At 71.6% G+C, this 23351-nt stretch carries 19 protein-coding genes; 15 read left to right on the top strand and 4 right to left on the bottom strand.

Translation table 11 applies throughout. The features are described 5' to 3' along the window. Window positions 1–10: 10 nt before the first annotated feature. Window positions 11–1084 carry a substrate-binding domain-containing protein gene (locus tag EV371_RS30060; protein ID WP_207230645.1) on the bottom strand — a complete coding sequence of 358 codons (1074 nt, stop codon included), beginning with the start codon at window positions 1082–1084 and terminating at the stop codon, window positions 11–13. A gap of 276 nt (window positions 1085–1360) precedes the next feature. Here EV371_RS30060 and EV371_RS30055 point away from each other — a divergent pair, with 276 nt between their 5' ends. The 3 genes from EV371_RS30055 to EV371_RS30045 all read left to right on the top strand — a co-directional run bounded on the left by EV371_RS30055 (window position 1361) and on the right by EV371_RS30045 (window position 4636). Next, a complete protein-coding gene (locus EV371_RS30055) occupies window positions 1361–2665 on the top strand; it encodes an extracellular solute-binding protein (protein WP_130465017.1) in 1305 nt (434 codons plus the stop codon). A 106-nt stretch (window positions 2666–2771) separates the two neighbouring features. Beyond that, complete coding sequence (locus EV371_RS30050) at window positions 2772–3791, top strand: carbohydrate ABC transporter permease (RefSeq protein ID WP_130465016.1); 1020 nt, start codon at window positions 2772–2774, stop codon at window positions 3789–3791. Then, window positions 3791–4636 carry a sugar ABC transporter permease gene (locus EV371_RS30045; protein WP_130465015.1) on the top strand — a complete coding sequence of 282 codons (846 nt, stop codon included), beginning with the start codon at window positions 3791–3793 and terminating at the stop codon, window positions 4634–4636. Before EV371_RS30050 ends, EV371_RS30045 begins: the two co-directional genes overlap by 1 nt. 13 nt (window positions 4637–4649) lie before the next feature. Here the strand turns inward: EV371_RS30045 and EV371_RS30040 are convergent, their stop codons facing one another. Together EV371_RS30040 and EV371_RS30035 are read right to left on the bottom strand one after the other, a co-directional pair. Further along, a complete protein-coding gene (locus EV371_RS30040; protein ID WP_130465014.1) occupies window positions 4650–5402 on the bottom strand; it encodes a DUF305 domain-containing protein in 753 nt (250 codons plus the stop codon). Between the two features lie 189 nt (window positions 5403–5591). Then, window positions 5592–6197: a TetR/AcrR family transcriptional regulator gene (locus tag EV371_RS30035; protein WP_165436871.1), complete on the bottom strand. Its 606-nt coding sequence runs from the start codon at window positions 6195–6197 to the stop codon at window positions 5592–5594. A 98-nt stretch (window positions 6198–6295) separates the two neighbouring features. Here EV371_RS30035 and EV371_RS30030 point away from each other — a divergent pair, with 98 nt between their 5' ends. The 9 genes from EV371_RS30030 to EV371_RS29990 all read left to right on the top strand — a co-directional run bounded on the left by EV371_RS30030 (window position 6296) and on the right by EV371_RS29990 (window position 16762). Continuing rightward, entirely contained in the window at window positions 6296–7336 is a 1041-nt protein-coding gene (locus EV371_RS30030) for a hypothetical protein (protein ID WP_207230644.1), read from the top strand. A 135-nt stretch (window positions 7337–7471) separates the two neighbouring features. Beyond that, window positions 7472–7813: a hypothetical protein gene (locus EV371_RS30025; protein WP_130465013.1), complete on the top strand. Its 342-nt coding sequence runs from the start codon at window positions 7472–7474 to the stop codon at window positions 7811–7813. A gap of 324 nt (window positions 7814–8137) precedes the next feature. Continuing rightward, window positions 8138–9202 carry a BMP family ABC transporter substrate-binding protein gene (locus tag EV371_RS30020; RefSeq protein ID WP_130466320.1) on the top strand — a complete coding sequence of 355 codons (1065 nt, stop codon included), beginning with the start codon at window positions 8138–8140 and terminating at the stop codon, window positions 9200–9202. Between the two features lie 148 nt (window positions 9203–9350). After that, window positions 9351–11015, top strand: a complete 1665-nt coding sequence (locus tag EV371_RS30015; RefSeq protein ID WP_207230841.1) for an ABC transporter ATP-binding protein — start codon at window positions 9351–9353, stop codon at window positions 11013–11015. Then, window positions 11012–12319 (top strand): ABC transporter permease, encoded by a 1308-nt coding sequence (locus tag EV371_RS30010; RefSeq protein WP_130465011.1) that lies wholly within the window; start codon window positions 11012–11014, stop codon window positions 12317–12319. Before EV371_RS30015 ends, EV371_RS30010 begins: the two co-directional genes overlap by 4 nt. 171 nt (window positions 12320–12490) lie before the next feature. Next, window positions 12491–13768, top strand: a complete 1278-nt coding sequence (locus EV371_RS30005) for an ABC transporter permease subunit (protein WP_130465010.1) — start codon at window positions 12491–12493, stop codon at window positions 13766–13768. 30 nt (window positions 13769–13798) lie between these two features. Then, entirely contained in the window at window positions 13799–14503 is a 705-nt protein-coding gene (locus tag EV371_RS30000; protein WP_130466319.1) for a cytidine deaminase, read from the top strand. Between the two features lie 39 nt (window positions 14504–14542). Further along, a complete protein-coding gene (locus EV371_RS29995; protein WP_130466318.1) occupies window positions 14543–15823 on the top strand; it encodes a thymidine phosphorylase in 1281 nt (426 codons plus the stop codon). 258 nt (window positions 15824–16081) lie between these two features. Further along, window positions 16082–16762 (top strand): DUF4272 domain-containing protein, encoded by a 681-nt coding sequence (locus EV371_RS29990; protein WP_130465009.1) that lies wholly within the window; start codon window positions 16082–16084, stop codon window positions 16760–16762. An 11-nt stretch (window positions 16763–16773) separates the two neighbouring features. Here EV371_RS29990 and EV371_RS29985 read toward each other — a convergent pair whose 3' ends face one another. Next, a complete protein-coding gene (locus EV371_RS29985; RefSeq protein ID WP_130465008.1) occupies window positions 16774–17634 on the bottom strand; it encodes a putative RNA methyltransferase in 861 nt (286 codons plus the stop codon). A gap of 139 nt (window positions 17635–17773) precedes the next feature. On the opposite strand from EV371_RS29985, the gene EV371_RS29980 reads away from it, so the two are divergent. The 3 genes from EV371_RS29980 to EV371_RS29970 all read left to right on the top strand — a co-directional run bounded on the left by EV371_RS29980 (window position 17774) and on the right by EV371_RS29970 (window position 23320). Continuing rightward, window positions 17774–18853, top strand: coding sequence for an adenosine deaminase (locus tag EV371_RS29980; RefSeq protein ID WP_130465007.1), 1080 nt, complete (start codon window positions 17774–17776; stop codon window positions 18851–18853). A gap of 580 nt (window positions 18854–19433) precedes the next feature. Beyond that, window positions 19434–22919: a nitrate- and nitrite sensing domain-containing protein gene (locus EV371_RS29975; protein ID WP_130465006.1), complete on the top strand. Its 3486-nt coding sequence runs from the start codon at window positions 19434–19436 to the stop codon at window positions 22917–22919. Then, window positions 22916–23320 carry a roadblock/LC7 domain-containing protein gene (locus EV371_RS29970; protein ID WP_130465005.1) on the top strand — a complete coding sequence of 135 codons (405 nt, stop codon included), beginning with the start codon at window positions 22916–22918 and terminating at the stop codon, window positions 23318–23320. Before EV371_RS29975 ends, EV371_RS29970 begins: the two co-directional genes overlap by 4 nt. Window positions 23321–23351 lie beyond the last annotated feature (31 nt).

Genomic DNA, 23351 nt, shown 5'->3' with positions numbered 1-23351 from the left:
GCCGGCCGGATCAGACCGGCAGCGGCAGGTCGGCCGGCGGCCCGGGCCGGCCCACCGGCTTGTCCAGCACCCCCGGCACGACCGCGGTCGAGCCCCGCACCACCAGCTCCGGCCGGAAGATGTACTCCGAGTGCGGCGCGGCGTGCCCGTGGATCTCGTCGACCAGCGCGCGTACCGCCGCGACCGCCATCGCGGTGACCGGCTGCCGCATCGTGGTCAGCGGCGGATCGGTGAACGCCATCAGCGGCGAGTCGTCGTAGCCGACCACCGAGAGGTCGGCCGGCACCGACAGGCCGCGCTGCCGGGCCGCCCGGATCGCGCCCAGCGCCATCAGGTCGGAGCCGCAGACCAGCCCGGTCACGCCCCGGTCGAGCAACCGGGCGGCCGCCACCTCGCCACCCTCCACACCGAACAGTGACAGTTCGGCCAGCTCGTCCAGCTCGGCGTCGGCCAGCCCGACCAGCCGCTTCATCGCGGCCTTGAAACCGGCCACCTTCCGCTGTACCGGCACGAACCGGCCCGGCCCGGTGATCAGGCCGATCCGGCGATGTCCGAGCGCGACCAGGTGGGCCACGGCCAGCTCGCCCGCCTCCCGGTCGTCGCAGGAGACGAAGGGCGCCGGCAGGCCGGGCTGATAGCCGTTGACCAGCACGATCGGCAGCGGCCGGGCGATCAGCGTGCGGTATCGCGCCGGATCGGCGGCGGTGTCGGCGTGCAGGCCGGAGACGAAGACGATCCCGGAGACCTGCCGGTCCAGCAGCATCTCGACGTACTCGTCCTCGGTGACCCCGCCGGGCGTCTGGGTGCAGAGCACCGAGGTGTAGCCGGCCTGGGCCAGCCCGGACTCGACGACCTGGGCGAAGGCCGGGAAGATCGGGTTCTCCAGCTCCGGCACGACCAGCCCGACCAGCCCGGCACTGCGCTTGCGGAGCCGGGCCGGGCGTTCGTAGCCGAGTACGTCGAGCGCGGTGAGTACGGCCTGTCGGGTCTCCGGCGCCACCCCGGGGCGGTCGTTGAGCACCCGCGACACCGTGGCCTCGCTCACCTCGGCCTGCTGGGCGATGTCGGCCAGTCGTGCACGCATGGCGGAACTGTAGCCCACGAGTCGATTCTTGCGAAGCCCACCGCAAGTACTTGCAGAGCCGGTCCGTGCCGCGCCGGCGCCCGCCTGCCGGCGCGCTGACGATGCCGGTACGGCGGGCTCTACACGGGCCGGCGGGCACCTGCGAAAGGGATCAATTGCCCCGCCAGGTGACGACTGGGCGACGGTTGTTGCAAGGAGGTTTGCAAGGGGTTTCGTAACCAGCAACTCCTTGCTACTGTCCCGCCGATACCCGGACGGCAGAACGAGGAGCGCTAGATGCGTCGCACAGCCAGAGGGATCGTCGTACTCGCCTGCACGACCCTTGCTCTGACGCTCGCCGCCTGCGGCGGCGAGGACGACAAGTCGGGGGAGTCGGGCGCCAAGACCGATCCCGCCGCCCTTAAAGCAGACCTGACCTGGTGGGACACCTCGGATCCGAAGAACGAGGGACCGGCCTTCCAGGAACTCGTCGCGAAGTTCAACCAGACGTACCCGAACGTCAAGATCAACTATCAGTCGGTGCCGTTCGGTGAGGCACAGAACAAGTTCAAGACCGCCGCACAGGCCAAGACCGGTGCCCCGGACATCCTGCGCGCCGAGGTCGCCTGGGTGCCGGAGTTCGCCTCGCTCGGCTACCTCTACGCCCTCGACGGCTCGGAGCTGACCGCCGACGAGTCCGACTTCCTGCCCACCCCGCTCTCGGCGGACAAGTACGACGGCAAGACGTACGGCGTACCGCAGGTCACCGACTCGCTCGCCCTGCTCTACAACAAGGAACTGCTGACCAAGGCCGGCATCAGCTCGCCACCGGCGACCTGGGCGGATCTGAAGACCGCCGCGCTGGCGGTCAAGGAGAAGACCGGCGCGGACGGCGTCTACGTCAACCCGGCCGGCTACTTCATGCTGCCCTTCATGTACGGCGAGGGCGGCGACCTGGTCGACGCCGACGCCAAGAAGATCGTCGTCAACTCCGCGCAGAACGTCGCCGGCCTGAACGTCGCCAAGGACCTGATCGCCAGTGGCGCCGCGCCGAAGCCGGCCGCCAACGACGCGTACGGCACCATGATGACCCTCTTCAAGGAGAAGAAGGTCGCGATGATCATCAATGGGCCGTGGGAGGTCAACAACGTCAAGAGCGCCCCGACCTTCGGCGGGCTGGAGAACCTCGGCATCGCCCCGGTCCCGGCCGGCTCGGCCAAGGCCGGTGCGCCGGTCGGCGGGCACAACTACGTAATCTGGTCCGGCATGCCACAGGAGAAGGTCGAGGCGGCGATCGCGTTCGTCAAGTTCATGAGCTCGGCGGAGTCGCAGGGCTTCCTCGCCGACAAGCTCGGCCTGCTGCCGACCCGCAAGTCGGCGTACGAGCTGGACACGGTGAAGAACAACCCGGTCATCTCGGCGTTCCGGCCGGTCGTCGAGTCGGCGGTGCCGCGGCCGTGGATCCCGGAGGGTGGCCAGTTCTTCGGCCCGCTGGACCAGATGGCCACCCAGGTCCTGGTGCAGAACAAGGACCCGAAGGCGGCCCTGGACGAGGTCGCCGAGAAGTACAAGTCCGAGGTCGTGCCCGCGTACGGCATGTGATCCCACCATCGGCGCCGGCTCCGGCCGGCGAACCCGTCCGGCACCCGGCGGGGCCGACCGGCGCTGGCCGGCGGCCCTGCCGGGCTCCCTTCCTGGAGCGCTGCTGATGACCACCGTGACCGCCGGCCCGGCGCCGGCGCCCGCGCCGCCCGGCCGCCGCCCCGCCGGCCCGTCCCGGCTGCGCCGAAGCTGGGACCGGCACTGGTACGCCTGGGCGATGGTGCTCCCCGTCGTGCTGGTGCTCGCGGTACTGATCTTCTATCCGCTGGCCCGCGGCATCTGGCTCTCGCTGACCAACCTGACCGAGGCCAACCAGCTGGCCGAGATCTGCACCAGGTCGATCACCGGGGGCGAGGTCTGCAAGGAGAACCCCAACCGGTGGGAGTTCGTCGGGCTGGACAACTACCTCCGGGTGCTCACCGGCGGAGTCGGCGAGTTCTGGCAGTGGACCGGGGTCACGCTGATCTGGACCTCCGTCTGCGTGGCGTTCCACTACGGGCTCGGGCTCGGCCTGGCCACCATGCTGAACCGGCCGATGCGGCTGCGCGGGTTCTACCGGGTGCTGCTGGTGCTGCCGTGGGCGGTGCCGGCCTTCGTCAGCGCCTTCGCCTGGAAGTTCATCTTCAACGAGCGGTTCGGGCTGGCCAACTCGCTGCTCACCGCCGTCGGGGTCGACCCGGTCGACTGGTTCGCCAACCGGTGGACCTCGCTGTTCACCGCGATCGTCACCAACATCTGGCTCGGGGTGCCGTTCATGATGGTGGCGCTGCTCGGCGGCATGCAGACCATCCCCGGCGAGCTGTACGAGGCGGCCGAGATCGACGGCGCCAGCCCGTGGCAGCGCTTCGTCAACGTCACCCTGCCCGGCCTGCGCCCGGTCAGCATGACGGTGCTGCTGCTCGGCACCATCTGGACCTTCAACATGTTTCCGATCATCTTCCTGGTCACCGAGGGCCAGCCGGCTGGCCAGACCGACATCCTGGTGACCGGCGCCTACCGGGCCGCCTTCGAGGGGATCCGGAACTACTCGCTCGCCTCGACCTACGGGGTGTTGATCCTGTCCATCCTGCTCGTCTTCTCGGTCTTCTACCGGCGGGCGATGCGCAAACAGGGCGAGGTGTGGTGATGAGTCGATCCGTCCGTACCGGCCGGAGCCCGCTGCGCTCGGTGGGGCTGCACGGCACGCTGATCGTCGCCTCGCTGATCGCGGTCGGCCCGATCCTCTGGGTGCTGCTCTCCTCCTTCAAGCCCGGCCACGCGGTGCAGAGCAGCGAGTTGAGCCTGGTCAAGGAGCCGACGTTGGCCAACTACGCGTACGTGCTGGGCGAGACCAGCTTCGTACGCTGGTTCGGCAACTCCGTGCTGGTCGCCGCGTTCACCATGCTCTTCGGGATCTTCCTCGCCGCCACCACCGGCTACGCGGTCTCCCGGTTCAACTTCCCGGGCCGGCGGCCGCTGATGACGATCTTCCTGGTCACCCAGATGTTCCCGGTCGCCATCCTGATCGTGCCGATCTACATGATCATGGCTCGGCTGGGGCTGATCAACACACCGACCTCGCTGATCATCGCGAACCTGACCATCGCGGTGCCGTTCTGCGTCTGGATGCTCAAGGGCTACTTCGACTCCATCCCGATCGCCCTCGACGAGGCGGCGGCACTCGACGGCTGCGGACCCTACGGGATCTTCTGGCGGATCGTGCTGCCGCTGGCCCGGCCGGCGCTGGCGGTCACCGGCTTCTACGCCTTCCTCACCGCCTGGGGCGAGGTGGCGTACGCCTCCGCGTTCATCCAGGAGGACCGGAACTTCACCCTGGCGTACGGGCTCCAGCAGTTCGTACCCCAGTTCAACCCGCAGTGGGAGTACCTCACCTCGGCGGCGGTGCTGGTCACCATCCCGGCCGGGCTGGTCTTCCTCTACGCCCAGCGGCACCTGGTCTCCGGGCTGACCGGCGGCGGCACCAAGGGGTGACCGGAGCGACGGCTCACTTCGACGCCGGGTCGAGCACCTCGCGCATCCGGTTGACCTCGACGGCCTGCGCGAAGGCGATGTTCCGGGCCAGCTCCCGGAGTTGCCGGTCGACGCCGTGCACGAGTACCTCCTGGGCCATCGCGATGGCGCCCTGGTGGTGCGCGCTCATCATCTCGACGAACATCCGGTCGAAGTCCGTCCCGGTCGTGGCGGTGAGCGTGGCGATCGCCTCCGGGCTCTGCATGCCGTGCATGGTGGGGTGCTCGTGCCCGGTCCCGCCGAGCAGCGAGTCGAGGCCGCGGTCGCGCAGCCAGCCCCGCAGCACCTCGACCTCGGGCCGCTGGGCGGCCCGGATCCGGTCGGCGACCGCGATCACACCGGTGCTGCCGGCCCGGTCCGGGACGAGGGCGGCCATCTGCAGAGCCTGCTCGTGGTGCGGCACCATCATCGTGGCGAAGCGGATGTCGGCCGCGTTGTGCCCCGACCCGGGCGGCGGGGTGAGCTGGTCCGGTCGCAGCACCGGGGCCGACCCGCCCGGCCGACCGGGCCGGATCGCCGGCGTGGTGCCGACGGCCGAGGGGGGCCGGGCCGACGGGGCGGGTGCCGGGGTCGTGGCACCCGGGGCGGCGATGGGAGCGGCCGGTCCATCCCGACCGCTGGTCGCGATCCCGGCGATGCCGAGGGCGAGCAGCACCGCCACCGTTTCGACAAGCGCGAGAAACACGATCGCCGGTCGGCGCGTGCCGCCGGTCGCGTTCCTGGCCAACACCACAGCGTGACTCCCGTCCGCCCTGCCGGCCGGTCGCGGCGTAGCCGGGGCTCTGCACCGGGGCCGGGTCGTCGGCCCGGGTCGGCCGATGGTAGCTCCGCCGCCAGGACCGTGGAAGATCCAGTACGCCCTGGTCCCGGGCTGGCGCCCGGGACGGGCCCGTCCTGTTCGGACGGCTTCCGTCACCTACTCTCGCACGCCCTGGCCGGCGAGGAGGGCGCGTACGCCGTCGAGATAGGTCTTCGGGTCCGGGCCGCCGGCGAGGATCCGTTGCAGCGCGAAGCCGGGGATCAGGCCGAACAGGGCGGCACCCACCGCCTCGACGTCGGCGTCGGCCGGCAGCTCGCCCGCCTGCTGGGCCCGCCTGGCCAGTACGACGAAGCGGGCCCGGAAGCCGCTGTAGAGCCGGGCGACGAACTCGGCCAGCGCGGGATCGCGCAGTGACTCGGACCAGACCTGGATGGCGAGCGGGAGGACGCCGTCCGGGCCGGTCTGGGACTCGACGAAGGTCAGCGCTCGGTCCAGCGCCTCGATCAGCGGCAGGGGCGGTTCGGCCGAGGCCAGCGTCTCGAAGAGCTGGTCGGCGCCGTCGAGTACCGACTCGGCGATCGAGGTGATCAGCTCGTGCTTGCTGCCGAAGTAGCGGTAGACGGCGCCCACCGAGAGACCGGCCTCGGAGATCACGTCCTGCATCGAGGTGGCGTGGAAGCCGTTGCGCAGGAAGCAGCGCCGGGCGGCGTCGAGGATCTGCCGTCGCCGGGCCGCCAGGTGCTCGTCGGATACGCGTGGCACGGCACACAGTATAAAACGAGCGTTCGTTCGTTGACCGGGGAGCGTGTGGGGAGGAGGCTGAATAAGAGAACGAGCATTCGTTTTAGAAGGAGTCCGAGATGACTCGTCCACCCGCCCCCTCCGGGCCGCTCACCTCGACGCACCCGCGCCGGCCGCTGGCGGTCGCCGTCCTGCTGGCCATGGCGGTGGTGCTGTTGCAGTCGCTGCTCGTACCGCTCTTTGCCGGGCCGGCGGCGAACCTGGAGCCGCGCGACCTGCCGGTGATCGTCGCCGGGCCGACCCCGGCCACCGACCGACTCGTCGGGCAACTCGACGCCGCCGCGCCGGGCGCCTTCGACGTGATCCGGCTGCCGGACGGTACGGCCGCCGACCGGGCGCTGCGCGACCGCGAGGCGTACGCCGCCTTCGTGCTCGGCCCGGACAGCGTGACCCTGCACACCGCGAGCGCGGCCAGCCCGGCGGTGGCGGCCCTGCTCAGCCAGGCCGCCGGGCAGTTCTCCGCCGGCCAGCCCGTCCCGGTGGTCGACGTGGTGCCGGCCGACCCGGACGACCCCCGGGGTGCCGGCTTCGCCGCCGGTTTCCTGCCGCTCGGGATGACCGGCATGGTGGCCGGGGCGCTGCTGGTGCTGCTGCTCGGCAGCCGGCTCGCCCGGCTGGCCGGGCTGGTCAGCTTCGGGCTGCTGGTCGGCGTCGCCGGGCCGCTGGTGCTCCAGGGCTGGCTCGGCCTGCTGCCCGGCGACACGCTGGCCGTCGGCGCCGCCCTCGGGCTGGTCGGGCTGGCGGTCGCGGCCACCGTCGCCGGGCTCGGCGCGCTGCTGGGTCGGCCCGGTATCGGGCTCGGCGCGGTGCTGGTCTTCCTGGTCGGCAACCCGCTCTCAGCGGTCGGCGCGGCGCCCGAACTACTGCCCCAGCCCTGGGGCGAGATCGGCCAGTGGCTGCCCGTCGGTGCCGGCGGGACCCTGCTCCGGTCGACGGCGTTCTTCGACGGCGCCGGAGTCGGCACCCCGCTGCTGGTCCTCGCCGGGTACGCCGCCGCCGGCCTGCTCCTGACCGCCCTGTCCCGCCCCACCCTGGCCCACCCCACCCCGACGGCCCCCGCCGCCGTCGAGGTGGATGATCGGGCTACTTCGGTGATGTAGCGGCCTCGACCTTTCGCCTCTCGGCGCGGCCACTACATCCCGGAAGGAGCGGCATGCCCCACCGTGGTCGTCCCCGGGTCCGCGTGAAGCGGGCCGGGGGCGACGTACGGTACGCGATGAGGGAGGATGGCGGCCGTGGAACCTCTCCGGCTGATACTCCTCTACGCCCACCTGATCGGTTTCGCCCTGCTGCTGGGCGGCGCCGCCGCCCAGTACGTCACCGGACGAATCCGGATCAACCCGATGATGCTCTGGGGCGCCGTCATCCAGTTGGTGACCGGGATCGGACTCTCGGCGCCGCTACGGGACGGCGACGAGCCCGCACCGGCGAAACTCGGCACCAAGCTGGTCATCGCCTTGGCGATCTTCGTGATGGTGTTCTTCTCCCGCAAGCGGGAAGAGGTCAACCGCGGCCACTTCCTGGCGATCGTCGGGCTGACCCTGGTCAACGCCGCCGTCGCGGTCTTCTGGCGCTGAGCTGGCCGGGCCCTGGTCTGGCACTGAGCCGGCCCCGCCGGCCCGCCTCGCTGGCCGGCCTGCGGAAACGGGCGGAAACGTGACGGCCACAGATCCAGGTCACGCATCGGGCTGGCCGGGAAGTGATGTCGCGCACCCTGAAGTTACGTAAGGGTAACGGGCGTTCAACAGTCAGGCACGATTGTCGGCCGGTGGACAGGCGCGGGCGTACGCTCCCGTCCGTAACGTGGGACAGCCGGCGGCAACGCGCAGGCCGGCTTAGGGCTGCCACCGCGGTGGGCGGTGTGCAATGGGAAGGAGACCGTCTTGCGCTCTGTGCGTGGGATGCGGATCGTCTCGGTATTCGCGGTGGGCGGGCTCGCGCTGGGCGCCGCCGCGTGTGGTGAGGCTCCGAGCGATAGCAACGATGGCGGCGCCGCGGCCGACAAGTACACCGCGTGCATGGTGACGGACGTCGGAGGCATCGACGACAAGTCGTTCAACACCTCCGCCTGGGCGGGCCTGGAGGCGGCCAAGGCCGCCGACAGCAAGATCGACATCAAGTACGTGGCGTCCAAGGCCGAGGCCGACTACGAGCCGAACCTGACCCAGTACGTCAACCAGGACTGCGACTTCATCCTCGCCGTCGGTGGCCTGATGGGCGAGGCCACCTCGAAGATCGCCAAGGCGAACCCGGACCAGCAGTTCGGCATCGTCGACGCGAAGCTGCCGGAGAGCAACGTCTTCCCGATGCAGTTCGACACCGCTCAGGCCGCCTTCCTCGCCGGTTACCTGGCGGCCGGGATGACCAAGACCGGCAAGGTCGGCACCTACGGCGGCATGAAGATCGGTCCGGTGACCATCTTCATGGACGGCTACGCCGACGGGGTGGCCCACTACAACAAGACCAAGGGCAAGAACGTCCAGGTCCTGGGCTGGAACAAGGAGACCCAGAACGGGTCGTTCACCAACGACTTCGTCAAGCAGGACGAGGGCAAGAAGGTCTCCGACACCCTGGTCGCCCAGGGCGCGGACATCGTCATGCCGGTGGCCGGCGGCGCCGGTCTGGGCACCACGGCGGCCGCGCAGGCCTCCAACGGCAAGTACTCGGTGATCTGGGTCGACGTCGACGGCTGCGAGAGCACCCCGAACTGCCCGGCCCTGCTGACCACGGTCGTCAAGAACATCTCCGGCGCCGTCGAGGACGCCGTGGTGAGCGCGGCCAAGGGCGACAAGCTGGCGCACGACCCCGGCTACCTCGGCACCCTGGCCAACAACGGCGTCTCGCTGGCGCCGTACCACGAGTTCGACAGCAAGGTGCCGGCGGAGCTGAAGGCCGAGATCGACAAGCTCAAGGCCGACATCAGCTCCGGCGCGATCACCGTCACCTCGGCCAGCCAGCCCAAGTGACCTCCGGGTCGACCGCCCGACCAGCTCGGGCGGTCGACCGGTACGGCTCCGTAGGCCGACGATCCGGTCGCTCCGATCGGCGTGCAGACAGATCTGCACGCCGGTCGGGGCGACCGATTTTCACGCCGAGCAGCAGCTAGGCTGCACCATCGCCCGCACTCGCCAGGAGGTTGCGCTGAGACTCGAACTGCGCGGCATCACCAAGCGGTTCGGTGAACTGGTCGCCAACGACCACATCGACCTGACGGTGGAGCCCGGAGAGATCCACGCCCTGCTCGGTGAGAACGGCGCGGGCAAGTCCACCCTGATGAACGTGCTGTACGGCCTGCTCCAGCCCGACGAGGGCGAGATTCTGGTCGACGGCAGGCCGCTGAAGGTCAAGGGTCCCGGTGACGCCATCGCGGCGGGCATCGGCATGGTGCACCAGCACTTCATGCTGGTCCCGGTCTTCACCGTGGCCGAGAACGTGATGCTCGGCGCCGAGCAGGTCCGCGGCGGCATCGCCGGCTTCCTCGACCGGCGGCGGGCCCGGCGCCAGGTGACCGAGGTCTCCACCCGTTACAACCTGCGGGTCGACCCGGACGCGGTGGTCGAGGACCTGCCGGTCGGCGTGCAGCAGCGGGTCGAAATCCTCAAAGCGCTGACCCGGGACGTCGACCTGCTCATCCTGGACGAGCCGACCGCCGTGCTGACCCCGCAGGAGACCGAGGAACTGCTCGGGATAATGCGGTCGCTCAAGGAGTCCGGCAAGTCGATCGTCTTCATCACGCACAAGCTCAAAGAGGTCAGGGCGATCGCCGACCGGATCACCGTGATCCGCCGGGGCCGGACCGTCGGCACCGCCAGCCCGAGCGCCAGCGAGGACGAACTGGCCGCGCTGATGGTCGGGCGTACGGTCAACCTGACCGTGCAGAAGTCCGCCGCCGCACCGGGTGAGCCGGTGCTGGAGGTCGAGGGGCTGGTCGTCGACGACGAGCGGTCGGTCCGGGCCGTCGACGGCGTCGACCTGACCGTACGGGCCGGTGAGGTGCTCGGCATCGCCGGTGTGCAGGGCAACGGCCAGACCGAGCTGATCGAGGCGCTGATGGGGCTGCGTCCGGTGCTGCACGGCACGGTGAGCCTCTCCGGCCAGCGCATCGACGGCTGGCCGACCAAACGGGTGCTGCGGGCCGGGGTCGGCTACGTGCCCGAGGACCGCAGCGTCGACGGGCTGGTCAAGGAGTTCAGCGTCGCCGAGAACCTGGTGCTGGACATCTACGACCGGCCGCCGTTCGGCTCCGGGCTGGCGCTCCGGCCGGCGGCGATCGCCGCCTCGGCCCGGGAGCGGATCCCCGAGTTCGACGTACGCACCTCGTCGCCGGAGGCGGCCGTCGGCACGCTCTCCGGCGGAAACCAGCAGAAAGTGATCATCGCTCGGGAGATGTCCCGGCCGCTCAAGCTCTTCGTGGCCGCCCAGCCGACCCGGGGGGTGGACGTCGGCTCGATCGAGTTCATCCACCGCCGGATCATCCACGAGCGGGACATCGGCGTCGCCGTACTCCTGGTTTCCAGCGAGCTGGACGAGGTGATCGGGCTGGCCGACCGGATCGCGGTGATGTACCGGGGCCGGATCATCGGCATGGTCGGGCCGGACACCCCGCGCGAGGAGATCGGCCTGCTGATGGCCGGGATCACCGATGCCGCACCGGCCGGGACCGCCGACGGTGGCGGTGCCGGGGCGGCCGGGACCGGTGACGGTGCCGAGTCGGCCGCAAGCCCCGACGGGCCGGTGAGCCCGGCTCCCGACGTCGCTGGTAGCGAGGAAACCCGATGACCGACGTGAACGAGCCCGGGTCGCCGTCGCCGGAGCAGACCCCGGGCGGGGCCGGCAAGGGGCCGACCGACCGGGACGGCGGTGGACGGCAGCTGCTCCAGGCGTTCGTGCACAACCTCTGGGCGGCCAACACCGCCACGGTCACCGTGCTGGCGATCGTGCTGGCCACGCTGATCGGCGCCGTGCTGATCGTCATCTCCGACCCGGACGTGCTGGCCACCTGGGGCTACTTCACCGCCCAGCCCTCCGACGCGATCAACTCCAGCTGGGCGGTTGTCAGCGATGCGTACGCAAACCTGTTCAAGGGCGCGGTCTTCGACCCGGCGGCGGTGCGGGCCTGGGCCGACGGCACCGGCGGCTGGCAGCCGGTCTTCGCGCCGATCTCGGAGACGTTGACCTACACCGCCCCGCTGGTCTTCACCGGGCTGGCGGTCTCGCTCGCCTTCCGGGGCGGGCTGTTCAACATCGGCGCCCAGGGGCAGGCCACCCTCGGGGTGATCCTGGCCGCGCTGGCCGGGTTCCTGCTACCGCTGCCCCCGGTGGTGCACCTGATCGTGGCGGTACTCGCCGGGGCCGTGGGCGGGGCGATCTGGGGATTCGTCCCCGGTTTCCTGAAGGCGCGTACCGGTGCGCACGAGGTGATCACCACGATCATGCTCAACTACGTCTCCTTCTCCTTCCTGGCCTGGATCATCGTGCAGGACGGGGTGCACGCGCCGAACCGGACGGACGCGATCAGCCGGCCGGTGGACGGCTCCGCCCAACTGCCCCGGCTGCTCGGCGGCGACCTGCGGGTGCACCTCGGCATCGCGCTCGCGATCGCCGCCACCTGGGCGGTCGGCTGGCTGCTCAACCGCTCCACCTTCGGCTTCGAACTGCGGGCGGTCGGCGCCAACCCCGACGCGGCGCGGACCGCGGGGATCAGCGTCGGCCGGACGTACGTGCTGGTCATGGTCATCGCCGGGGCGCTGTCCGGGCTGGGCGGCGCGAACATGGTCCTCGGCACCACCGCCACCGCGCTCACCCCGCTGGTGATCGCCCAGATCGGCTTCGACGGCATCCTGGTGGCGCTGCTCGGCCGGGTGAAGCCGTGGGGGGTCGCGCTCGCCGCCCTGCTCTTCGGCGCGCTCCAGGCCGGCGGCAACCGGATGCAGTCGTACGCCAGCATCTCGCTGGAGCTGGTCACCGTACTCCAGGCGCTGATCGTCATCTTCATCGCCGCGCCCGCACTGGTGAAGGCGATCTTCGGGCTCCGGGCCGCCCGGGCCGCCAGGTTGTCCACGAGCATGGCGAAGGGCTGGTAGTCGGTGAGCGCGAGGAGTGAGCTTGCGAGCCCCGCAGTCGCGAACGGAAGGCGGCACAGGTGAGCGCGAGGAGTGAGCTTGCGAGCCCCGCAGTCGCGAACGGAAGGCGGCACAGGTGAGCGCGAGGAGTGAGCTTGCGAGCCCCGCAGTCGCGAACGGAAGGCGGCGCTGATGTCGACCATGACTGCCGAGGAGCTGGCCGTCACCGTACGGCCGGGCTTCTGGATCCGGGACCGCAAGGTCGGCGCCGGTGCCGTACTGCTCGGGCTGGTAGCGGCGGTGCTCTTCGGCGCGCTGGCCACCGGTGAGAAGGCGCGGTTCACCCTCAGCGAGGATGCCGCCGGCGCGGCGTTGTCCATCGACGGCACGGTCGGGGCGGTCCTGTTCGGGCTAGTCGCGGCGGCGGCCGGCGCGGCGCTGCTGGCCGGGCTGCCGAAGCGCTGGTTCGTGCCGCTGCTCGGCGTGGCGGTGGTCGGGGTGGTGCTCTCCTTTCTCTGCTGGCAGGTGTCGGCGGCGCCGACCGGGCAGAACTTCATGCCGCTGGTCAACATCGTCCGGGGTACCTTCATCCTTGCCCTGCCGCTGATCTTCGGCGCCCTGGCCGGGGTGCTCTGCGAGCGGTCCGGCGTGGTGAACGTGGCGATCGAGGGCCAGTTGCTGATGGGCGCCTTCGCCGGGGCCCTGGTCGGCACGCTCGCGGCGAGCGCCTGGATCGGGCTGGTCGCGGCGGCGCTCGGTGGCGCGCTGATCTCGCTCCTGCTGGCGATCTTCACCATCCGCTACCTGGTCGACCAGGTGGTGATGGGGATCGTGCTCAACCTCCTCGCGGTCGGGCTGACCGGGTTCCTCTACGAACGGTTGATGCAGCCGGACGCGAAGAAGTACAACCAGCCGCCGAGGTTCGAGGCGTGGCCGATCCCGGTGCTGTCGGACATTCCGGTGCTCGGGCCGGCACTGTTCCGGGGCAACATCTTCCTCTACCTGGCGTTGATCCTGGTGGTGGTGATCCACGTCGGGCTGTTCCGTACCCGGTGGGGGCTGCGGACCCGCTCGGTGGGTGAGCACCCGACCGCCGCCGACACCCTCGGGGTGAAGGTGCTGGCGCTGCGCTACCGCAACGTGCTGCTGGCCGGCATGGTCGCCGGGCTGGGTGGCGCCTCCTACACGCTGGCGCTCTACACCTTCAGCAAGAACATGATCGGTGGCAAGGGCTTCATCGCGCTGGCGGCACTGATCTTCGGGCGGTGGAGCCCGACCGGTGCCCTGCTGGCGGCGCTCTTCTTCGGCTTCGCCGACCAGCTCGGGACGTACCTCGGCGCGATCGACAGCAGCATCCCGAGCGAGTTCCTGGCGATGCTGCCGTACCTCGCCACCCTGCTGGCCGTGGCCGGCCTGGTCGGCAAGGTGCGGGCGCCGGCCGCCGACGGCAAGCCCTACATCAAGGGCTGACCAGCGGCGGGGCAGGATGGGAGCGTGACGATGGAGATTGACTGGGCGCAGCTGCGGGCCGCCGCGACCGACGTGATGCGGCACGCGTACGCGCCGTACTCGAATTTCCCGGTCGGGGCGGCGGCGCTGGTCGACGACGGCCGGGTGGTGGTCGGCTGCAACGTCGAGAACGCCGGGTACGGGGTGACGCTCTGCGCCGAGTGCGGCGTGGTCTCGGCGCTGCACGCCTCGGGAGGCGGGAAACTCGTCGCGCTGTCCTGCGTCGGTGCCACCGGTGAGCCGTTGATGCCGTGCGGGCGGTGCCGGCAGCTGCTCTGGGAGAACGGCGGGCCGGACTGCCTGATCGAGGCGGAGCCGGTGCCGCTGCGGATGGCGGAGTTGCTGCCGCACGCGTTCGGGGTGGAGGACCTGGAGGCGATCGCGACGTCGGCCAAGGTCCCGACGGTGCCGGAGGAGTTGGCCGCGTGGCGTGGCCGGGGCACCGTCTTCGTGCATCCGGACGTCTCGGCCGGGCGGCAGGTCTGGACCGGATACTGGGAGCGGGCCGCCGGGGACGTCGAGGGGGTGCGGACCGGGGTACTCGAGGAGGCGCCGACCTGGGACGACCCGGCCGAGGCGGTGAGCTGGGGACAGGCGCGTACGCCCCGGGTGGTGGTGGTCGGCGCGGACGGGGCGATGTTCTGGGCGGGTGAGGGGGAGCCGCCGGCCGAGATCCCTGCCCGCTGGGGTGCCTGACGAGGAACCGCTGGGGTGCCTGACGAGGAAGAGGAAACTGTGCGTGGGTTCGCCGCGGTCGACGTGATCCGGGCCAAGCGGGACGGCGGGGCGCTGTCCGACGAGCAGATCGACTGGGTGGTCGACGCGTACACCCGGGGGCGGGTCGCCGACGAGCAGATGGCGGCGCTGGCCATGGCGATCCTGCTCCGGGGCATGACGCCGGGCGAGATCGCCCGTTGGACGGCGGCGATGATCGCCAGCGGGGACCGGCTGGACCTCTCCGGGGTGCCCCGACCGACCGTCGACAAGCACTCCACGGGCGGGGTCGGCGACAAGATCACCCTTCCGCTCACGCCGCTGGTGGCGGCGTGCGGTGCCGCCGTACCGCAGCTCTCCGGGCGAGGGCTGGGCCACACCGGCGGGACCCTGGACAAGCTGGAGTCGATTCCGGGCTGGCGGGCCGCGCTGGACAACGACGAGTTCATCGCCCAACTGGGTGAGGTCGGCGCGGTGATCTGCGCGGCGGGTGAGCGGCTGGCGCCGGCCGACCGCAAGCTCTACGCGTTGCGTGACGTGACCGGCACGGTGGAGGCGATTCCGCTGATCGCCAGCTCGATCATGAGCAAGAAGATCGCCGAGGGTACCGGCGCGCTCGTCCTGGACGTGAAGGTCGGCTCGGGCGCGTTCATGAAGTCGGAGGCGGAGGCCCGGGAACTGGCCAGGACCATGGTGGAGCTGGGCGGTGCGCACGGGGTCCGGACGGTCGCCCTGCTGACCGACATGTCGACGCCGTTGGGGCTGGCCGTGGGGAACGCGGTCGAGGTGGCCGAGTCGGTCGAGGTGCTGGCCGGCGGTGGGCCGACCGACGTGGTGGAGCTGACCGTGCGGTTGGCCCGGGAGATGCTGGGCGCCGCCGGACTGCCGGACGCCGACCCGGAGCGGGCGCTGCGGGACGGCCGGGCGATGGACACCTGGCGGGCGATGATCCGGGCCCAGGACGGCGATCCGGACGCCCCGTTGCCGGTCGCCCCGGAGGTGGAGGTCGTCCGGGCCGACCGGGACGGTTACGTCGCCGCCGTCGACGCGTACGGGATCGGCATCGCGGCGTGGCGACTCGGCGCGGGACGTGCCCGCAAGGAGGACCCGGTCAGCGCCGGGGCCGGGGTGGTGCTGCACCGCAGGCCGGGAGATCCGGTCCGCGCCGGCGAACCCCTCTACGAGCTGCGGGCCGACGATCCGGGGCGGATCCCGGCGGCCCGCGCGGTCGCCGCCGGGGCGGTGTCGGTCTCGGCCGAACCGCCGATCCTGCCGGACCTCGTCATCGACCGGATCGGCTGATTCCCGGATCTGCCGGCCCTGGTCACGGGCCGGGTGGTCGGGGCCGCGAGCCGCCGGCGGGCCGGGCGCGCCGCTCGATTTCCGGTTGTCCGGCCGCCGCGCGAGGCGCCCATGGTGTACCCGCTGTGGACCGGCTATCCTCCGTCGCCGAGGGGTGGCACGGGGTATTGAGTCGACGTGACGACCGGTCCACCCGGATCCGGTGCCGTGGGTGCCGTGTACCCCCGAGGCGACTCCGACGTGACAGGAAACCAGGCTGTGACCGTAACCGCTCCTGACCCGCAGGCGGTCCGGGCCGCCAACGTGGCCGAGGTGCAGCGGCTGGGGCTGCCCGTGCCGCCGGCACAGTTCCCGCTGGTCTGGGAGCTGGGCGACGCGGTCGAGCTGCGGCCCACCGCCGAGATCGAGGCCCGTACGGCCGTACTGCACCTGGTGCTGGCGCGCTGCTTCGGGATGTCGCCGGAGGCGGGGATGAGCTGGCTTCTCGGCTCGCACCTGGTGGAGCACGTGACACCGCCGGAGTGGCAGTTCGTGATGGGCAGCCGGGGCGACCACCGGTCGTTCGTACTGCACCACGACGCGATCTTCGCCCTCGCCTGGGTACTCGGGCTGAGCCGGCACCTCGACCCGACGGAACCCAGCGACGAGCGGCTGATGGAGCAGTTGCCCAACCTGGTGGCGGGGGAGAGCTTCGGCCAGTGGCGCTCCCGTACCCTGGCGGCGCCCCGGGACGCGGCGGAGGTGGCCGCCGTGCTCGACTTCTACTACTGCCTGGACTGGGGCTATCTGGAGGCCGAGCAGGAGGGGCTGCGACTGCCCGGGATGATCGACAGCAACGCCATCGGTCAGCGGCGGTGGGCGCTGGAGTGGGCGGTGGTGTTCCGGGGGCCGTTCCACGACCCGCCCGCCGGCTGGGAGGAGGTCGACCTCTCCACCTGACCGGGCGGTGGTCAGCGGGGGCGGTGGGCGGTGACCTGGACGGCGACGGTCACCGTGACCGGTTCCGGGAGTTCGGCGAGCCGCCGGTCGAGCCGGGCGGGATCGGCGTGCCAGGCGCTCGGACCCATCCCGACCAGGGTGCGGACCCCGGTCCGGTCGAGCCGGAGCGCGGCCCGGTGTAGCGCGGACATGCCGGGGGTGAAGTGCTCGGCCAGGCTACCGGCGAGCCGGGCCTCCTTGGCCGGGTCGACCCGGAGCAGGCCGAGCCGGTCGACCAGCTCGCCGAGGTGCTCGGCGGTCGGCGTGACCACCAGCAGCGCGCCGTCGGCCCGGAGCACCCGGCGGAACTCCGGGCCGTTGCGCGGGGCGAAGACGTTCAGTAGCAGCCCGGCGGCGGCGTCGGCCAGCGGCAGCCCGCGCCAGGTGTCGCAGAGCGCGGCGCCGGCCCTGGGGTGGGCCCGGGCGGCGCGGCGCAGCGCCGGCTTGGAGACGTCCAGGGCCAGCCCCACGGCGGCGGGCAGCGCGTCGAGCACCGCGCCGAGGTGCCGGCCGGTGCCGGCGCCGGCATCCACCACCAGTTCCGGGTACGTCCGCGCCGCCGGCCCGGCGACCGCCCCGGCGAGGTCGGCGAGCGCGTTCGAGATCAGGTCGTAGTGGCCGGCGCCGAGGAACTCCTCCCGGGCGGCCACCATCGCCGGGCTGTCCCCGGAGTGCGTGGTCCGGCCGGCGGTCAGGTTGACGTACCCCTGGCGGGCCAGGTCGAAGCTGTGTCCCGCCGGGCAGCGCAGCGCGACCACGGCGGCGGCCGGTACGGCGGCGAGCGGCCGGGCGCAGACCGGGCAGCGGAGCCGCCGCAGGACCTCGGGTGGCACCCCGTCACGATAGTGCGGGACCACCGTGGGGTGCCGGCGGTGGTCGGTCCCAGGGCCGTCCGTGGTGCCGACGCTGGGCGGCGTCCGGCGTCCGTGGTGCCGCCGCTGGGCGGCGTCCCCGGGCTACTAGGGTCGGGGCATGGCGGCAATCGGCTACGAAGACATCGTCCGGGTTCCCAAGGCGCTGCTGCACGACCACCTGGACGGTGGGCTGCGTCCGGCGACGGTGGTGGAGTTGGCCGAGGCGGTGGACCATCCGTTGCCCACCACCGACCCGGAGGAACTCGGCCGGTGGTTCGTGGAGGCGGCCGACTCGGGGTCGCTGGAGCGCTACCTGGAGACCTTCGCGCACACCGTCGCGGTGATGCAGACGGCCGAGGGGCTGCGCCGGGTGGCCGCCGAGTGCGCCCTCGACCTGGCCGCGGACGGCGTGGTCTACGCGGAGGTCCGGTTCGCCCCGGAGCAGCACCTGGAGCGAGGGCTCGACCTCGACGGCGTGGTGGAGGCGGTGCTGGCCGGCTTCGTCGAGGGCGCGGCCGAGGCGGCGGCGGCCGGGCACCCGATCCGAGTCGGCACCCTGCTGACCGCGATGCGGCACGCCGCCCGGTCGCAGGAGATCGCCGAGCTGGCCGTCCGGTACCGGGACACCGGGGTGGTGGGCTTCGACATCGCCGGTGCCGAGGCGGGCTTCCCGCCCACCCGGCACCTGGACGCCTTCGAATACCTGCAACGGGAGAACTTCCACTTCACCATCCACGCGGGTGAGGCGTTCGGGCTGCCCTCGATCTGGCAGGCGATCCAGTGGTGCGGCGCCGACCGGCTGGGGCACGGGGTGCGGATCGTCGACGACATCACCCCGGGGGACACCCGGCCGGTGCTGGGCCGGCTGGCCGCGTACGTCCGGGACAAGCGGATCCCGCTGGAGCTCTGCCCGTCGTCGAACGTGCAGACCGGTGCCGCGCCGTCGATCGCCGAGCATCCGATCGGGTTGCTGCGCGACCTGCGGTTCCGGGCCACGGTCAACACCGACAACCGGCTGATGAGCGGCACCTCGATGTCCCGGGAGATGGCGCTGCTGGTCGAGGCGTTCGGCTACGGCTACCCGGAGTTGCAGTGGTTCACCATCAACGCGATGAAGAGCGCCTTCATCCCGTTCGACGAGCGGCTCGCCATCATCAACGACGTGATCAAGCCAGCCTACGCCAAACTGCTGTCCTGACCGTGGCGCCGGTGCGGCCGGGGTCGGGTCGGCCGCCGAGTCGAGGCGTTGTCGCACGATTTCCGGTCTGCTATCTCTTTTGGCCGGGAAAACTGCCGGGCCGGTCAGCCGGCCCGTCCGGGCGGCCATTCGACGGTCCGCACGGAGCGCGTAATCCGGCACTTCGACCTTGCCGTACCGGACCGGTCGGGCAATGGTTCTCTGCGCTGTGCGAGTGCCAGGCTCCCGGTGACACCGGAGCCGAACGCGACCACCCCACGCGGGGCGTAGGGTTTCCCGTGCCGGTAACGTTCGATACGTTGCGATACGGTTTCCCGCTGCGGGGCGAGCAGCGGCCATCCGGTTGCGGACGGTCGATGGCAATAGAGCATAGACAGGATGCGTGACTACCCTGGGTGACGCCAGAAGGACAGACTGCTGTCAAAGCGCGGGGACATTCCGATGCGCTTCCAGCCGGTGACAACCTGGGCTTTCTTCTTGAGTTGCGGCGTGATGGAATCTCGGAGGTCCGACCCGCCCGGGTCGGTCGATCAGCGGTGCCCTGGGCCATGGGCCGGGTGCTGGATGGGAAGGCGGTGACGTGAGCAAGCGGCCGAAGACAGCAAGCCCGTTCCTGTCGCGTCTCCGCTGGCCGGTCGCCGGCCGGCTGCGCGACATGCCGATCTGGTCGAAGCTGGGTCTGATCATGATCGCGCCGACCATCGCGGTCGTCGTGGTCGGTACGACCAGCATCGTCGACCACATGGAGACGCTGGACGACGCGAACCGGGCGCACACCCTCGCCACGCTCTCCCAGGCCTCCGGCGAACTGGTGCACGACCTGCAGGACGAGCGGGCCGCCGCCGTACTGCTGCTCGGCTCCCGCAACGACACCGCCCGGAAGGCCGCCCGCGACGTCTACAACAAGGTGCACCCCGAGGTCGACAAGGCCAAGGGGCCCTACTCGGAGCGCCGGGCGCAGCTCGACGAGCTGCCGGGCAACTTCGACGCGCTGCTGACCCAGATCGACCAGGGCCTGGGTGACCTGCCGGGCATCCGCAGCCAGGTCATCAACTCGAAGCTCAAGCTGACCGACGCGGCGCAGTCGTACGAGGGTCTGATCAACGACCTGCTGAACATCCGGGACCTGGCCTCGCAGCTCGCCGGCGACTCCTCGCTGAGCGACCGGATGCGGGCCGCCGCCGCCAACGCGCGCGGCAAGGAGTTCCTGTCGATGCGGCGGGTCGTGGTGCACCGCGCCCTGATCGACGGCCGGCTGACCTCGGCGTTGCAGACCGACTACATCGCCACCGAGACCGGTCAGCAGCAGGCGCTGCAGACCTTCAAGACGATCGCCACCGGTCCCGAGTCCGCCTTCTACGACGAGACGGTCACCGGCGCCGACGTGCGCGAGGTCGACAGCTACGGCGGCTGGATCCGGGGCCGGACGGACGGGAGCATGGCCGCCGCCCCGTTCGACGCCGAAGACTGGGACTCGGCGATGGTCGGCAACGCCCAGCTGATCCGCGCGGTCGAGGGTCGGCTCGACGCCGACGTGCTCGCCGAGGCGAGCGCGCTCCGTGACGACGTGCAGCGGCAGGTGTTCCTGGAGACGGGGCTGCTGCTCAGCATGCTGCTGCTCGCGGTGCTCTTCGCCTATCTGGTCGCCCGCTCGATGGCCCGCTCGCTGCGGGAGCTGCGGCACGGCGCGCTCTCCATCGCCCAGCACGGCCTGCCACACGCGGTGTCCCGACTGCGTGACCCGCAGATGACCGCGCAGATGTCGCCGGTACAGGTGGCCAACCAGATCGCCGAGCCACTACCGGTGCGGAGCAAGGACGAGTTCGGCCAGGTGACCGAGGCGTTCAACGCCGTCCACCTGGAGGCCGTCCGGACCGCCGCCGAGCAGGCCGCACTGCGCTCCTCGGTCGCGACGATGTTCGTCAACCTCGCCCGCCGCTCGCAGATCCTGGTGGACCGGCTCATCGGTCACCTGGACCGGCTGGAGCGGGGCGAGGAGGACCCCGACCGGCTGGCCGAACTCTTCCAGCTCGACCACCTGGCCACCCGGATGCGCCGTAACGACGAGAACCTGCTGGTGCTCGCGGGCGCCGACTCGACCCGGGTGCAGCGCGAACCGGCGGCACTGATCGACGTGCTCCGGGCCGCGCAGTCCGAGGTCGAGCACTACACCCGGATCGAGTTCGGCATGGTCGACCGGGACATCGAGGTCCAGGCCGCCGCCGTCAACGACCTGGTGCACCTGGTCGCCGAGCTCTTCGACAACGCCACGGCCTTCTCCCCGCCGGACTCCCACGTGATGGTGGAGGCCCGCCGGGTGGGTGACCGGGCGACCCTCTTCGTGGAGGACCGGGGCATCGGCATCAGCGCCGAGCAGCTACAGGACCTCAACGAACGGCTCGCCACGCCGCCCGCCGTCGACGTGACGGTCTCCCGGATGATGGGCCTGGTCGTGGTCGCCCGGCTGGCGTCACGGCACGGCGTAAAGGTCGAGCTGCGCCCCGGACACGACCGGGGCACGGTCGCCGACGTCACGCTGCCCACCTCGATGCTGATCCCCCGGGCACTCTCCGGCCGGACGCAACAGCCGGGTGGTTTCCCGGCCGCGCCGGAGCCGACCGCCCGTCCGGCGCTCGGCGCCCCGCTCGCCCTGGAGAGCGGACCGGCAGCGCCGCCGGCACCGGCCTTCGGCGGCGGCGACCGTGGTCCGAGCTTCGGCGGCGACCGTGGCCCGGCCTTCGGTGGGGACCGTGGCCCGGCCTTCGGTGGGGACCGCAACCGCGACGGCGCCCCGACCGGCCGGCCGTACGAGCCGGCGATGAACGGTGGCGGACAGTCCGGCCCGCCGAGCCAGCCGAGGGACATGCCGGCCTGGTCCGACCTGACCGGCGCCCGGGTGGGACGCAACGGCGGCGACCCGTTCACGCCACGGATCCCCAACGGGCACGAGATCGAGCCGCTGCCGCAGCGGCGGGCCACCGAGCAGGACCCGTCCGGTCTCTCCGCGAACGAGACGATGTCCGGGTTCATCCCCCGGCAGCGTCCGGCCACGCCGGAGCCGCAGCCGCACGGGCTGACCGCGCTGCCGCCGGTCTCCGCGCCGCCGGGTCCGCCGGTCTCGGGCCCGCCGGCAGGGCAACCGCCGGTCTCCGCACCGCCGTTCGGTCTGACTCCGCCGCCGGCCGCGCAGCCGCCCGCACCGGTTCCGGTGCCGCCGCCGGCCGCGCAGCCACCGGCTCCGGTGCCACCCGCCGCGCAGCCACCAGCTCCGGCGGTCAGCGCGCCGCCGGCCTGGCCGCCGGTGAACACGCCGGACCGGGAGACCACCGCGCCGCCCGTACCGGAGCGCCTGGCCGCGGCCCTGGACATGACCGCCGAGCTGCCCCGGATGGCTCGGCCCCCGGCGACGGAGACCGCGGCCAACGTGGAGGCCCGGCCGAAGTTCGCCGACGAGACCATGGAACTGCCGATCTTCCGCGAGCTGGAGTCGGCCTGGTTCCGGACCCGCCGGAAGCCCGAGGAGACCGGTGGGCAGCCACAGGGAGCCGGTACGGCTTCCCAGCCGACCGGCCAGGCCGTCGCGGTGGACAACGTTGTTCCCGGCGCGGCTCAGGCCGGATCGGCACCGACCGGCAACCCGGCGCCGGTGAACAGCCCCAGGCCCGGCGGCCAGCAGCCGGGGAGCGGGTCGGCCACCAACGGCACCGGCCGGCCGGGTGACAGCGGCTGGCAAACGGCTGCCGACGACGGTTGGCGGGCAGCCATGGCGGCTACGGCGGCCGCCACATCCGGTACCCAGACCACCCAGACCGGACTGCCCAAGCGGGTACCGATGGCCCAGCTGGTACCCGGAGCCGTGGAGAAGCCGACCACCTCGGTGCAGCGTCGTACGCCGGAGGCGGTGCGCGGCTTGCTGTCCGCGTACCACCGTGGGGTGCAGCGTGGCCGCACGCACCCGACGGACGGCCAGTCGACCAACCCGGAGGCAACTCCGGCAGGGCAGCAGTCCTCGCAGGCCGAGGTGGGCCCCGCGACCGCAAGCGGCCAGAAGGAGCATGAAGGATGACATCTACGCAGGATCTCGGTTGGCTGCTGGCCAACTTCGCCGATCGTGTGCCCGGCGTCGCCCACGCGATCGCCGTCTCCGCGGACGGCCTGCTCCTGGCGTCGTCACGGGATCTTCCGCGCGACCGGGCGGATCAGCTCGCCGCGATCGCGTCCGGCCTGGTCAGCCTCACACAAGGGGCGGCTCGCTGCTTCGAGGGTGGGGCGGTGTTGCAGACAGTGGTCGAGATGGACAATGGTTTCCTGTTCCTGATGTCCATCTCGGACGGCTCGTCCTTCGCGGTTCTCGCCGCCCGGAGCTGTGACGTCGGGCAGGTGGGATATGAGATGGCACTGCTCGTCGACCGGGTGGGTGACGCGTTGACGCCGCCGACCCGGGCCGCCGCGGGGATGCTGAGCTAGGCGGTACCCGGCCGGTATGGTTCGCTGGCCG

The organism is Plantactinospora sp. CNZ321 (assembly GCF_004217235.1).
The sequence above is the reverse complement of the archived record's forward strand: the minus strand, read 5'-3'. Positions and strand labels throughout refer to the sequence as shown.